Origin of the sequence: Flavobacterium sp. (assembly GCF_024305175.1) — a bacterium.
In the GTDB taxonomy this organism is placed as follows: domain Bacteria; phylum Bacteroidota; class Bacteroidia; order Flavobacteriales; family Flavobacteriaceae; genus Flavobacterium.
Genome location: NZ_JAMWYY010000026.1, coordinates 1 through 12,576 on the forward strand (window position 1 = coordinate 1; position 12,576 = coordinate 12,576).

Sequence of the window (12,576 nt, forward strand, 5' to 3'; positions counted from 1 at the left end):
ACTACAATTTTTTAGCCTAAAATCTGTTTTGGGTGATTGAATAAGTAATTGTATTTTTGACAAAATTTTTTAACACATAAAATCGGAAAATGAAAAAATCACTTTTAATACTTGGTCTTGCCATTACACTTTTTTCGTGCAATAAGGAGCAGGTAGCTTCGGGCGGAATGAAAACGGCTTACATTGATACCGTAAAATTAATGGAGGAGTATGAGGAGCTCAAAGACCTTGAATCTAAAGGTAAGGTAAAATCGGATGAGATGGCCCGCGAACTGGAAGGCGAAGCACAAAAGCTAAGGCTTGATGCTGCAAGCTTTCAAAACGAGGCACAATCTAAAGGCAGGCAATGGGCAGAGCTTAAAATGCAGGAACTGCAAAAAAGGGAGCGTGAGCTTGGCATTAAGCAGGAAACCATGATGAGGCAGCTTCAGGATGAATTTGGTGTTAAAAGGGATACCATTATCGCCCAAATGAAAAAGCACATTAAAGAATATGGCAAGAAAGAAGGTTACGATTATATATACGGAACCGGAGATGCTGCCAGCGTTTTATATGCTAAAGAACAATATGACATTACGGCTGATATACTAAAGCAACTTAACGAAAAGTACAAAGGTGATGCTGATACAACAGAGGAACCTGCTGAAAAAGAAAATGATACTACCGCAACAGCGAAATAGTCAACATAAAAAAGCTCCCGGATTCGGGAGCTTTTTTATTTAGATTTTACAGATTTTATAAATGCATTTATCTGATACGTTACTTCCCAGCAAAGAACTATTACAATACCGTTGATTAATATTGCGGTTATGATACCGTAAGGGTCATTACCCGGAAACAGGGAATGGTCTGCCATTAAAAGTGCGGAAATGATGCTTATAACCGGTATAACTGCCGATACCAAAACAACGGGCAAAATCTTTAATTTAAGCGCATAAAATCCGAAAACAATGTTGCATGCAAGCAGCAGGATATAAAGCCCGCCAAAAGGGTCTATATCAATTTCTGCCTTTATGTATAATACTGTGAGCAGGTAAATTACCGCAAGGAACAGTATATAGCGTAAAATTCTCTTCGTAAATGTCATTTTACAGCCAGCTTACCAGCAAAAGCGCAGGGATAAAATAAATGGCTATTGTGCGGGCACCGTCATAATCTTTAGCAAGACGTTGTCCTAACAACAAAAATAACAGGGTAATACAGGATAGGCATCCTGAAATGAAAGCGAACTGAGTACCCTCATTTACCAGTATTTCTATAATACCGATAACGGCAAAAGCACCTGAAAGCATTTCTAAAACCAGAATTACAAATAGTGCCTGCGGCACCTGGTTCTTTAAAATGGTGGCAGCAAAATGCCCCTTAAGCCAGCCTACATTACCTTTCCAGTCGGTTACCTTGTCATAGCCCGATTGTATAAATGTTACTGCAAGGAAAAGCAAAACCAAAATAATTGCGGGTGTCATCATGGTATTTATTTTTTATGGATTAATCGTGTCAGTTTTATAGATAGGTCGGTTAATATAATCTTTGCATTACCGTTACGCTCAATATGATACGTAGCGTCTGATAGCTCCTTAAAAATGTCGTTGATATTGTTGCCGTTTACAAACGGAGCAAATTTTTCCAGTTTAAAATTATCGGTAGCAGGCTCCATATACACCAGTTCTTTAGCCTGATAATTAAGCAATAAAGCTTGGCGGAACATATTGATACAGTAATCTAAAAACTGCTTTTGCGCTTCGCGGCCTATACCGGCAATCTGCTCACTCCAGGCAATTAAGTCCTGTATGGCAGCTGCATTGCCCTTAGCGCGAAAAGCGGCGCGAACCCATAGCACAAACCATTCTTCAAACGGGTAGTCGTCGCCTTTTTTGTGCAGCAGGTGTAGTGCTTTATTATAGTTACCCTGCGCCTGGTGGGCTATTTTTTGCGCTGTGGCGGCATCTGTTTTTTCACGTGAAACAAGCGCTTCGGCTATGGCTTGTTCGCTAAGCCTGCCAAAATGAAGCACCTGGCAGCGCGAATATATGGTTTGCAGTATATCGTCTTCTTCCTCTGTTATAAGCAGGAAAACCGTTTTTTGCGGCGGCTCTTCCAGCAGCTTCAAAAGCTTGTTTGCAGAGGCTGTGTTCATTTTGTCGGCCATCCATATAATCATTACTTTGTAACCGCCTTCATAAGCCTTTAAAGACAACGATTTCATGATCTCCTGCGCTTCGTCAACCCCTATCTGTCCCTGCTTGTTGGCAATATCTATTTTACGGTACCAGTCAAACAGGCTGCCATATGGGTTTTCGGTAATGAATTCGCGCCAATATTTTAAAAAATTGGCGCTAACAGGGTGACTTTTAACCTCGCTGTTAGCCGCTACAGGATATACAAAATGAAGGTCGGGGTGCGAAAAGTTCTCAAACTTAAGGTTGCAGGCAGCATTGCCGTTACTGTTCTCGCCGTTGGCATTACCGCATAAAATGTATTGCGCATAGGCTATTGCCATAGCCAGTGTGCCGCTGCCTTCGGGTCCTGCAAACAGCTGTGCATGAGGTATCCTGCCCCTGTCGGCACTGGTGGTAAGGTGGCTTTTTATATGTTCCTGCCCTATAATGTTAGAGAATAGCATAAGGCAAATATAAAGCAATTTGGCAGAATCTTATTTTTTACCTGCTTTCTTTGGGAAGCGCATATAAAAGTACACCAAACTAAACCCAAAGGCAAGGCTTATAAGGATTTTTAGGTAGAACTTGTAAGAGGTAAAATCGGCAGTAAAACCATCAAAGCAACAATACTGAACGGCAAAGAAAATGATGCTGTTCAGTAACGCAAGCTTTAAACGTAAAGAATTATCCATAAAGCAAAAATATAATCTTTAAAACTGTTTTTCAAACTTTAAAAAGTTTCTTTATTTTTAGCACCATGAAGAAAATAGTTTTTATAGCGATACTATCGGCCACCGGCCTTTTTGCGCAAAATAAGGAAAATAACCCCAATCCGGGTTACTGGCAGCAGCATGCAGATTATAAAATGGAGGTTAACATGGATGTAAAAACCTACCGCTATACCGGCACGCAGCAACTGGTGTATACCAATAATTCGCCAGATACGCTAAGGAGGGTTTTTTACCATTTATATCCCAATGCTTTTCAGCCGGGCAGCGAAATGGATGCACGCCTTAAAACGATAGCCGACCCTGATAAACGTATGGTTAAGAGCTTTAAGAACGGCAATACTACGGTTACCGAAAGCCGCATAAGCACCCTTAAGCCTGAAGAGACAGGCTACCTTAAAATCAGTAATTTTAAGCAGGAGGGCGCAGCAGCACAAAATACGGTTGCGGGTACCGTGCTGGAAGTTACCCTTGCAAAACCGATATTACCGGGGGCTTCAACCACTTTTTCGTTAGATTTTGAAGGGCAGGTGCCTTTACAGGTGCGCCGCTCCGGCCGTAACAGTGATGAGGGTGTTGCCCTGAGCATGACGCAGTGGTACCCTAAAATGGCTGAATATGATTTTGAAGGGTGGCACGCCGACCCTTATATAGGGCGCGAGTTTCATGGTGTGTGGGGTAATTTTGATGTGAAAATCACTATAGATAAAGACTACACAATAGGCGGCACGGGTTATCTTCAAAATAAAAATGAAATTGGCAAAGGTTATGAAGATAAAGGGGTAGAGGTTAAATACCCTAAAAAAGCCAAAACACTTACCTGGCATTTTGTGGCACCAATGGTGCACGATTTTGCCTGGGGCGCCGATAAAGATTATGCACACGATATGGTAATGGGGCCAAACAACACAGAGCTTCATTTCTTCTATAAAAAAGATGCCAAGTATGCTGAGAACTGGAAAAAGCTACAACCAAAAACAGTAGAGCTGCTGGAGTATTTCAATACACATATCGGAACTTATCCGTATAAGCAATACTCTGTGGTTCAGGGTGGCGACGGTGGTATGGAGTATGCCATGTGTACCCTTATTACCGGAGACAGGAGCTATGGCAGCCTTGTGGGTGTAACCGCGCACGAGTTTGCTCACTCATGGTTCCAGCATTTACTGGCAACCAACGAATCGAAGCACGAGTGGATGGATGAAGGCTTTACATCTTACATTTCAGATCTTGCCATGGAAGCTGTATTGCCATCTAAAGAAGAAAACGTAAACCCGTTTGCAGGCGCTTATTCTAACTATTTTTATATGGTTGCCGGAGGTAAAGAACAACCGCTTACTACACACGCCGACCGTTATGACCAGAATATGCTTTATGGCATATCGGCTTACAGTAAAGGAGAGATCTTTTTAGCTCAGCTTGGCTACGTTATAGGCGAAGAAAACCTTGCAAAGACCATAAAGCGGTTTTACTCTGACTATAAATTCAGCCACCCGACACCGAACGACTTTATCCGTACCGCAGAACGTGTTAGCGGTGCACACCTTGACTGGTATTTAACCGACTGGGCACAAACCACTAATACAATTGATTATAGCATACAATCGGTTAAAGAGGAGGGAAGCGCAACAAAAATTACCCTGCAGCGCATAGGCCGTATGCCAATGCCTATTGATATTATTGTGGCGTATGAGGATGGCACACAGGAAAGCTTTTACATCCCGCTTGAGATGATGCGTTATGAGAAGCCAAACCCATACCCAAGGCTTAACCGTACTGTTTTAAAAGACTGGAACTGGGCACATACTACCTACGAGTTTACCATAAACAAGCCTAAAAGCGCCATAAAAGTCATGGCAATAGATGCCACAGAGCTTATGGCCGATGTGAATAAAGAGAATAATCTTTATACGCCTTAAAATTAGAAGCATATATAAAACGTAAAAAACCCCGGGCTGTCATGTCCCGGGGTTTTTTTTGAAACAGATAAAATAGAATCAAAAACCCTGTTTCTACAAAAAAGTGTATATATAATAGGCGCTAAAAGTTATTCTGACTTTTTAGCTGGTACAGCCTTTTTACCTTCGGCTTTTTCATCTTTAGTGGTAGCCTCCGGCTTGGTTACTGTAGCAGCTTTCTCCTGGCCTGCCGGTTGTGCCTCTTTTTGTTGTGGCTTAACCTGTTCTGTTTTTGCTGCCGGTTTTGTTTGTTGTTGTGTTGCCGGTTGTTCCTGTGCCATTGCCATTACTCCTGTCAGCATCAGCGCGGCTATAAGTAGCTTTTTCATAATCTTTATTTATTCGTTATTATCATTGCATCTGCTTAGTAATTGGCAAATCAAATGCCTGTAATTCATTCTCTTATAAATTGTAACTATTACGAAATAATAACTTTTTGATATACAGTTATTTATATATAATTAATCCTGTTGTATTCTCTGCAAATTCCATTAAATAGCCATGTGGAAATTGTAGAAATGTGAGGTGCTTGCTGTAGAAGTAAATTAATTTTTGTCAGAATTCTTTAACAGAAGTTTGTGGTGGCTTTAATATTTTCTTTTCTATTTCGATGGTAATTTTGGGATATCAGAAAGCGATAAGGAAATAACCAATATATAAAGTTATGTCAGCAAAGTCAGATTCACATACTACAACAGATCATAAAAAGATAGAGCAGTGGGTAGAAGCCCGCGATGGTAAGCCATCTGTTGTAGAGAGTACCGGCAAGAACGGTGGCGGTTTGCTGCGTATTAACTTTCCGGGTTATACAGAAGATAACCTGAACGAAATAAGCTGGTATGAATTCTTTAAAATATTTGATGATAACGACCTTCAGTTTCTGTATCAGGAAGGAACAAAAGACGGCGGCGAAAGCAGGTTTTTTAAATTTGTAAATAAGGATTAGCCCGGGGCAGAAGCGAAGGTGAACAGATAGTGATTAATTAGTTGGATGGAAAGCCAAACCCTGGCTAAAAAACCGCATGGTAGCGTTACCTGCGGTTTTTTTATTTCATGGCATTAATACGGATGCTTGCCTTAACCAGTGCAAGCGCCCGCACCTGTGCAAGTTCTACTTCTTTATCTTGGTGGTGTTTGTTTTCGCTTACCAGCTTTATGCAGCGGCTGTCTTTAGCCTTTTGTATGTATTTTACAGTGATATATTCTTCTCCTGCCATATCAATACTCAGCAGGTACATCTCGCCCCAAAAAATGCCGTTTTGTATATCGTTAATTTCTTTATACATCACAATATCGCCGCTTTTAAGCAGCGGGTACATACTATCACCAGTTACATATACCGCACCGTCGCACTTGGGCAGGTGGGGTATCATAATATGGTCAACGGGGGTAAAGGCTTTGTTATCGCTAAATAGCGGCACAAGCCCCGCCACTGCCTCAAGGTCATAAAGCGGAATCTGCTGGCTTTCTAAGGTAGTATCGGTCTTTAGCCTGTAAGTATTTATATTACTGTCCTGCCAGCCGTTATCCACAAGCATTTCGCCCTCGCCGGTAAGCAGCCATGTGGGGTTTAGGTCGGTATACAACAACAGTATTTTCTCCAGCATGTTAGAGCCTATGCTCTTACCGTCTTTAACCGCTTTACTTATACTGCCACGGCTTGCGCCCAGGCTGTTTTCAAAGGCATAGTAGCTTATGCCTTTTGCTTCTATATATTGTCCTACACGTGCCGATACCATAATAATTCAAAAATTTTACTACAATAGTAAGAAAATATTCTGACACAGGTGCAATAATAAATAACATTTTTAAATAATGTACCTTTGCGCGTGATGGAACAACGCCAATATACATACCCGAAAAGCGAAAAACTGAAGAGCCGCAACATTATAGAAAAGATGTTTGCAGAGGGTAAAACGGTTTCTAAATATCCGCTCAGGCTGGTATATATTCCATTGCAGGATGATACCGAAGGTATTTTAAAAATGGGTGTATCGGTTTCCAAGCGCAATTTTAAAAGGGCTGTTGACCGTAATTACTACAAACGCCTGCTAAGGGAGGCTTACAGGCTTAACAAACATATCATAACCGAAAAACTGCAACAGCCCACAGCCTTTATGTTTTTTTACCAGACCAAAGACAGGCTTTCGTTTACCGAGGTTAATGAAAAGGCAATACAGCTTTTTGAAAAATTCCTGAAACAGGAGGGGCTTTAATTGGCTATTTTCTAAATGGTTGTACTATACCGCACAGTTTTGCCGTTATAGCTGCAAAACCACCTTATTATGAAAATAACCTTATTTTGCACATCTATGCTGATGCTGGTTGGCGGCTGTAGTGAAAATGCAGCGGTAACCGATAATATATCTTTACAGGAAGTTGTTGCTGAGGCCCCGGCAATGGAAGAAATTGCCACTAACGTTGATGATAAAGCCTATTCAGGAAACACCGGAACAGCGGACACTGAATATCGGCAGATGGTAATTAAAAATGCTAATCTTGCCTTTGAAACCGAGGGCCTTGAAGCTACTGCCAAACGAATAAATGCTGTAGCGCAAAAGTTTGGCGCACAGTTGCAGAGTGACAGCGAAAATAACAACGGTTACTCGTTGAGCCGCACACTGGTGTTGCGCATACCCGGCAACAAGTTCGACCTTTTTATAGATGAGGTTGCCAAAGGGGTTACTTATTTTGACAGAAAGGAAATTTCAGCCCAGGATGTTACCGAAGAATATGTTGACCTTGATGCACGCATTAAAGCCAAGAAAACACTTGAGGCGCGCTACCTCGAGCTTTTAAAGAAAGCCAATAAGGTTAGCGAAATGCTGGAGATCGAGAAAGAACTTTCTGCAATACGCGAAGAGATCGAAGCGCAGGAAGGAAGGCTGCGTTACCTTAAAAGCCGTGTGGCCATGAGCACGGTTGTTATAGAATTTTACAAGCATACCGAACAGCAGGCAGGTGCAACGGTATCGTATGGCTCTAAAATGTGGAATGCTATAAAATCAGGCTTTAACGGTATTTCAACTTTCTTTATCGGGGTGCTGTATCTTTGGCCTTTTATCCTTATTTTCGTAATTGTGTTTATCCTGATCCGCAGAAGGATGAGGAAGAAATCAAATAAAATTTAAATTATATGTTTACCAGATTCAAGAAAAGATATGTAGTTACGGCAGTTGCGGTTGTTTTTCTGTTCGTGGGGACAAGTTTCAGGAACGACTTTTTTGAGATAGCCAAGCAGATAGAAATATTTACCACATTGTTTAAAACGGTAAATACCAATTATGTAGATGAAACCAACCCCGGCGAGCTTATGGATACTGCGATAAAAAGTATGCTTGCCGACCTTGACCCTTACACCAATTATTTTAATGAGGCAGATGTAGCCAAATTTAAAATAAACAATACCGGCGAATATACAGGTATTGGCGCGCTGATAACCCGAAAAGAGGGCAGACTTATTATAAAAGAACCTTATAAGGACTATGCCGCCGACAAAGCGGGGCTTAAGGCAGGTGACGAAATTATCCAGATAGGCGATGTTAGCCTTGCCAGTTTTAAAGAAGATGCAGGCGAATTGCTTAAAGGCACGCGCAATACCAAAATAGACATTAAATACAAAAGGCAGGGCAAGGTATATGACACCCAGCTTGTGCTTGATGAGGTAGATGTAAGGGCGGTGCCTTATTTTGGCATGGTAGATAAAGAAACAGGCTACATTGTGCTTTCACAGTTTAATGCTAAGGCTTCTACAGAAACTAAGCAGGCATTACAGCAGCTTAAAACCGAAGGCGCTAAACGGATTATACTCGACCTTAGGGGCAACCCGGGCGGATTGCTGAATGAAGCCGTAAATGTGTGCAACCTGTTTGTGCCCGAAGGCGAAATTATTGTTACCACAAAGTCGAAAAATGAAAAGTATAACAATACCTACAAGACCACCAAGGCGCCGGTAGATACCGAAATTCCGCTGGCGGTACTGGTAGATGGCAAAAGTGCCTCGGCATCAGAAATTGTTTCGGGAGCATTGCAGGACCTTGACCGCGCGGTAATTGTGGGCAGCAGGAGCTTTGGTAAAGGCTTGGTGCAAAGGCCGCTGGAACTTACCTACGGCACTCAGGTAAAAGTTACTATTTCAAGATACTATACACCATCTGGACGCGGCATACAGGCGCTTGATTATACCCATAAAGATGTTGACGGTAAAGCCATACGCATAAACGAAAAAGACTATAACGCTTTTAAAACCCGCAAAGGGCGCACAGTTTATGATGGCGGCGGCATATTGCCGGATGTAGTGCTGGATGAAAGCAAGCAAAGTACCATAGCCGATGCACTGCAACGCAACGATGCTATTTTTAATTATGCCACAGCTTATTATTACAAGCACCCTGATATGGGTACAAAGATACCAACGGTAACAGATGCTGACTTTGAAGACTTTAAGCAGTACCTTAAAAAAGAGAACTTTGAGTTTGATACCGAAACAGAAAAGGCACTAAAGCTGATGCACGATACAGCGGTTAAGGAAAAGATTGACGCAAGCATAGCCAACGAATACAACCAGTTGCTTGCAGCGCTGCAGAAAAGCGAGGAGAAAGAGCTTAACAAGCATAAAGAGGAAATCAAAAAACTGCTTCAGGACGAACTTATTAAGCGCTATCAGTATAAAGAAGGCCTTTATAAGTACTATACTGTTAACAACGCAGAGATTAAAAAAGCTACCGCATTGTTAGGCAATACTGCCGAATACAACAAGATACTGTTAAAATAGCCTTATACAAATTAGCCCCTGCCCCCATAAAGCAGGGGATTTTTGTCTTAAAGGTTAAATATCAGGCTGCAATAAACTGCAAATCCATAAAATCGCATACATTTGCATTCTTTTAATTACAAAATCAGTGAGCGCTAATCACAATAATCTTAGCAAAGTAACCCTGGGCGGGCTGCTGGTAACCTTGGGTATTATATATGGCGACATAGGGACATCTCCCCTTTACGTAATGAAAGCCATAATAGGTGAACAACCTATAAACGAAGAAATTGTGCTCGGGGCGCTATCCTGTATCTTCTGGACGCTTACCCTGCAAACTACCCTTAAGTATGTATTGCTTACACTACAAGCCGATAACAAAGGCGAGGGCGGTATCTTTTCTCTCTACACACTGGTAAAGAGGCTCAAAAAGAAAGGGCTCATTATCCCTGCAATAATTGGCGGAAGTGCCCTGCTTGCAGATGGTATCATTACACCGCCCATTTCAGTTTCATCGGCAATAGAAGGTTTAAAGATCTACAATCCCGAACTTGATACGGTGCCTATTGTAATTACCATACTTTTTGTACTGTTCTTTATACAGCGCTTCGGTACAAAATTCGTAGGCCGTTTCTTTGGCCCTATGATGCTGGTATGGTTCAGTATGCTTGGTGTGCTGGGCTTTTTGGGCATAAGCGGCAACTTTGCCGTTTTTAAAGCACTTAACCCTTATTATGCATTTCACCTGTTAAGTATACACCACGAAGGTTTTTATGTACTTGGTTTCGTGTTTCTATGTACCACCGGTGCCGAGGCGCTTTACAGCGATATGGGGCACTGCGGCAGGGGCAACATACGTATAAGCTGGATATTTGTTAAGGCCATGCTTGTTGTAAATTACTTCGGGCAGGGCGCTTATCTTATTGCACATTCCGGTAATACATTAACCGGTTTAAGCGGGCATTCTGATAACCCCGGAAACCCGTTTTACCTGCTTATGCCGCAATGGTTCTTGCCGTTTGGTATAGCTATTGCAACATCGGCGGCGGTAATTGCGTCACAGGCTTTAATTTCAGGCTCATTCACGCTTATAAGCGAGGCCATGCGCCTTAACTTCTGGCCTAAGGTTTCGGTAAAGTTCCCTACAGAGCTGCGCGGACAGATCTATATCCCTTCAATCAACTGGTTGTTGTTCCTGGGGTGTGTGTTTATAGTGCTTTATTTCCGTGAGTCAGGCAATATGGAGGCTGCCTACGGGCTTGCTATAGTGCTCTGTATGATAATGACTACCATACTGCTTAACTTCTACATGATCATGAAGCGCTACAACCCGTTTGTTATAACGGGTATTATGCTGGTTTACCTTACCATAGAATTTTCTTTCCTTATTGCCAACATCAGTAAATTCAGCCACGGGGGTTATGTGTCGCTTTTTATAGCCGGCTTCCTCGCGTTTATTATGTTTGTGTGGTATACCGCAAAGCGTATCCGCAGCGGCTATACCGAATTTGTGAAAATTGACAAGTATAAAAATGTACTTTCAGAATTAAGTAACGACCTTACTATCCCTAAATATGCCACGCACCTGGTGTATATGACCAATGCTCAGTTAAACGATGAGATAGAATCTAAAGTATTATACTCAATTCTGCAAAAAAGGCCGAAAAGAGCTGATATTTACTGGTTTGTGCACGTTAATGTGGTAGATGAGCCGTATAGAATGGAATACCGTGTACGCGAAATTATGCATGAAGACGTTATACGTGTAGACTTCTTCCTCGGTTTTCGTGTTGCACCGCGTATCAACCTGCTGTTTAAACAGGTGGTGCGTAATATGGTAGAAAGGGGAGAGGTAGATATAACCAGCCGCTACGAATCGTTAAACCGGAACAATGTTATCGGCGATTTTAAGTTTGTAATTATAGAGAAGTTCCTTTCTTATGATAACGACCTGCCTTGGTATGAAAGGATTGTACTGGATATTTACTATGTGCTGAAAAAAGTGAGCCTCTCCGAAGGCAGGGCATTCGGGCTTGACAGCAGCTCGGTTAAGGTTGAGAAATTTCCTATTGTTATACATCCGCTGGAAGATATATCCCTCTCGCGGATGGAAGATTAAAATTGCGTAACTTAGCAGTACAATGAACAAGCTACTATGCATATTTGCCTTGTTAATAACTACACTTGCCGCTAAAGCGCAGGAGGAAACCGTATTTTCTATTTATTTTGAATTTGATAAATTCGGGCTGGACGAAAAGCAGGGTAATAACCTTGTAGCCTTTGTAAGCGCCATAGATACCACCCGGATAGAAAGCATACAGATTTACGGCTATTGTGATGACAGGGGTAAAGACGAGTATAACTACAAACTCTCTACTAACCGTGCCAACACCATACAAAGCAAGCTGGTAAACAGCGGCATTAAAAACAAGATCATCGTTACCATAGAGGGTAAAGGCCGCATATTACTGGAAGATGATATAGATAACGTTAGCGAGGCACGCTCTAAGAACCGCCGTGTAGACGTTGTAGTGAATTTTGAGCCGCTGCCGCCGCCAAAGCTGGAGCCGGGCATCTACAACACGGTTAAAAAAGATATGGTAGTAGGCGACCGCATTTACCTTGAGAACATATACTTTGAAAGGGGAAGCAGCAAGCTGACAGGCCCATCTAAAAAAGAGCTTGACAAAATAGCCCGCCTTTTACAGAAATATAAAAACCTGCAATTTGAAATTCAGGGGCATGTATGCTGCACACCCACTTACCAGAAAGAAGCTATAGATAAAGATACCCGCAAGCGTGAGCTTTCGGTAAACAGGGCGCGTACTGTTTATAAATACCTGATGTTCCGGAAAGTCAATTCTGTCCGTATGACCTATAAGGGCTACGGCAACACCAAGCCGCTTGGTAAGGGAAGCGAGTATGACAGGAGGGTAGAACTTGTTATAACCAAGATATAGCTTACTTCAGGATTTCAA

At 42.0% G+C, this 12,576-nt stretch carries 14 protein-coding genes; 8 read left to right on the top strand and 6 right to left on the bottom strand.

What is annotated here, in order from left to right; all coding sequences use genetic code 11:
- The first annotated feature begins 89 nt into the window (after window positions 1-89).
- Window positions 90-680, top strand: a complete 591-nt coding sequence (locus Q0K96_RS08125; protein ID WP_297333505.1) for an OmpH family outer membrane protein — start codon at window positions 90-92, stop codon at window positions 678-680.
- A gap of 35 nt (window positions 681-715) precedes the next feature.
- Here the strand turns inward: Q0K96_RS08125 and Q0K96_RS08130 are convergent, their stop codons facing one another.
- The 4 genes from Q0K96_RS08130 to Q0K96_RS08145 are packed head-to-tail and all read right to left on the bottom strand — an operon-like array spanning window position 716 to window position 2,851.
- Window positions 716-1,087, bottom strand: a complete 372-nt coding sequence (locus tag Q0K96_RS08130; RefSeq protein ID WP_297333506.1) for a hypothetical protein — start codon at window positions 1,085-1,087, stop codon at window positions 716-718.
- A 1-nt stretch (window position 1,088) separates the two neighbouring features.
- Window positions 1,089-1,469, bottom strand: a complete 381-nt coding sequence (locus Q0K96_RS08135) for a DoxX family protein (protein ID WP_297333507.1) — start codon at window positions 1,467-1,469, stop codon at window positions 1,089-1,091.
- 5 nt (window positions 1,470-1,474) lie between these two features.
- The gene (gene holB, locus Q0K96_RS08140; RefSeq protein ID WP_297333508.1) at window positions 1,475-2,623 is read right to left on the bottom strand and encodes a DNA polymerase III subunit delta'; all 1,149 of its coding nucleotides are present in this window, start codon (window positions 2,621-2,623) and stop codon (window positions 1,475-1,477) included.
- 30 nt (window positions 2,624-2,653) lie between these two features.
- On the bottom strand, window positions 2,654-2,851 hold the full coding sequence (locus Q0K96_RS08145; protein WP_297333509.1) for a hypothetical protein: 198 nt from the start codon (window positions 2,849-2,851) through the stop codon (window positions 2,654-2,656).
- 65 nt (window positions 2,852-2,916) lie between these two features.
- On the opposite strand from Q0K96_RS08145, the gene Q0K96_RS08150 reads away from it, so the two are divergent.
- Window positions 2,917-4,806 (top strand): M1 family metallopeptidase, encoded by a 1,890-nt coding sequence (locus tag Q0K96_RS08150; protein WP_297333510.1) that lies wholly within the window; start codon window positions 2,917-2,919, stop codon window positions 4,804-4,806.
- A 128-nt stretch (window positions 4,807-4,934) separates the two neighbouring features.
- Here Q0K96_RS08150 and Q0K96_RS08155 read toward each other — a convergent pair whose 3' ends face one another.
- Window positions 4,935-5,174, bottom strand: a complete 240-nt coding sequence (locus Q0K96_RS08155; RefSeq protein WP_297333511.1) for a hypothetical protein — start codon at window positions 5,172-5,174, stop codon at window positions 4,935-4,937.
- Window positions 5,175-5,509: 335 nt separating this feature from the next.
- Between Q0K96_RS08155 and Q0K96_RS08160 the strand changes: the two genes are divergently transcribed.
- Window positions 5,510-5,791, top strand: coding sequence for a hypothetical protein (locus Q0K96_RS08160; protein WP_297333512.1), 282 nt, complete (start codon window positions 5,510-5,512; stop codon window positions 5,789-5,791).
- A gap of 100 nt (window positions 5,792-5,891) precedes the next feature.
- Here the strand turns inward: Q0K96_RS08160 and Q0K96_RS08165 are convergent, their stop codons facing one another.
- Window positions 5,892-6,584: a S24 family peptidase gene (locus Q0K96_RS08165; RefSeq protein WP_297333513.1), complete on the bottom strand. Its 693-nt coding sequence runs from the start codon at window positions 6,582-6,584 to the stop codon at window positions 5,892-5,894.
- Window positions 6,585-6,677: 93 nt separating this feature from the next.
- On the opposite strand from Q0K96_RS08165, the gene rnpA reads away from it, so the two are divergent.
- The 5 genes from rnpA to Q0K96_RS08190 all read left to right on the top strand — a co-directional run bounded on the left by rnpA (window position 6,678) and on the right by Q0K96_RS08190 (window position 12,558).
- On the top strand, window positions 6,678-7,061 hold the full coding sequence (rnpA, locus tag Q0K96_RS08170) for a ribonuclease P protein component (protein WP_297333514.1): 384 nt from the start codon (window positions 6,678-6,680) through the stop codon (window positions 7,059-7,061).
- Between the two features lie 69 nt (window positions 7,062-7,130).
- Window positions 7,131-7,976, top strand: coding sequence for a DUF4349 domain-containing protein (locus Q0K96_RS08175; protein WP_297333515.1), 846 nt, complete (start codon window positions 7,131-7,133; stop codon window positions 7,974-7,976).
- Between the two features lie 5 nt (window positions 7,977-7,981).
- On the top strand, window positions 7,982-9,619 hold the full coding sequence (locus Q0K96_RS08180) for a S41 family peptidase (RefSeq protein ID WP_297333516.1): 1,638 nt from the start codon (window positions 7,982-7,984) through the stop codon (window positions 9,617-9,619).
- 127 nt (window positions 9,620-9,746) lie between these two features.
- A complete protein-coding gene (locus Q0K96_RS08185) occupies window positions 9,747-11,717 on the top strand; it encodes a KUP/HAK/KT family potassium transporter (RefSeq protein ID WP_297333517.1) in 1,971 nt (656 codons plus the stop codon).
- A 22-nt stretch (window positions 11,718-11,739) separates the two neighbouring features.
- Entirely contained in the window at window positions 11,740-12,558 is an 819-nt protein-coding gene (locus Q0K96_RS08190; protein ID WP_297333518.1) for an OmpA family protein, read from the top strand.
- Window positions 12,559-12,576 lie beyond the last annotated feature (18 nt).

What these genes read in the sequence shown, in the direction of transcription:
- Q0K96_RS08175 (WP_297333515.1), top strand. Translation starts at nt 7,131, where the DNA reads ATGAAAATAACCTTATTTTGCACATCTATGCTGATGCTGGTTGGCGGC.
- Q0K96_RS08135 (WP_297333507.1), bottom strand. Translation starts at nt 1,469, where the DNA reads ATGATGACACCCGCAATTATTTTGGTTTTGCTTTTCCTTGCAGTAACA.
- Q0K96_RS08165 (WP_297333513.1), bottom strand. Translation starts at nt 6,584, where the DNA reads ATGGTATCGGCACGTGTAGGACAATATATAGAAGCAAAAGGCATAAGC.
- Q0K96_RS08190 (WP_297333518.1), top strand. Translation starts at nt 11,740, where the DNA reads ATGAACAAGCTACTATGCATATTTGCCTTGTTAATAACTACACTTGCC.
- holB (WP_297333508.1), bottom strand. Translation starts at nt 2,623, where the DNA reads ATGCTATTCTCTAACATTATAGGGCAGGAACATATAAAAAGCCACCTT.
- Q0K96_RS08155 (WP_297333511.1), bottom strand. Translation starts at nt 5,174, where the DNA reads ATGAAAAAGCTACTTATAGCCGCGCTGATGCTGACAGGAGTAATGGCA.
- Q0K96_RS08125 (WP_297333505.1), top strand. Translation starts at nt 90, where the DNA reads ATGAAAAAATCACTTTTAATACTTGGTCTTGCCATTACACTTTTTTCG.
- Q0K96_RS08145 (WP_297333509.1), bottom strand. Translation starts at nt 2,851, where the DNA reads ATGGATAATTCTTTACGTTTAAAGCTTGCGTTACTGAACAGCATCATT.
- Q0K96_RS08160 (WP_297333512.1), top strand. Translation starts at nt 5,510, where the DNA reads ATGTCAGCAAAGTCAGATTCACATACTACAACAGATCATAAAAAGATA.
- Q0K96_RS08180 (WP_297333516.1), top strand. Translation starts at nt 7,982, where the DNA reads ATGTTTACCAGATTCAAGAAAAGATATGTAGTTACGGCAGTTGCGGTT.
- rnpA (WP_297333514.1), top strand. Translation starts at nt 6,678, where the DNA reads ATGGAACAACGCCAATATACATACCCGAAAAGCGAAAAACTGAAGAGC.
- Q0K96_RS08150 (WP_297333510.1), top strand. Translation starts at nt 2,917, where the DNA reads ATGAAGAAAATAGTTTTTATAGCGATACTATCGGCCACCGGCCTTTTT.
- Q0K96_RS08130 (WP_297333506.1), bottom strand. Translation starts at nt 1,087, where the DNA reads ATGACATTTACGAAGAGAATTTTACGCTATATACTGTTCCTTGCGGTA.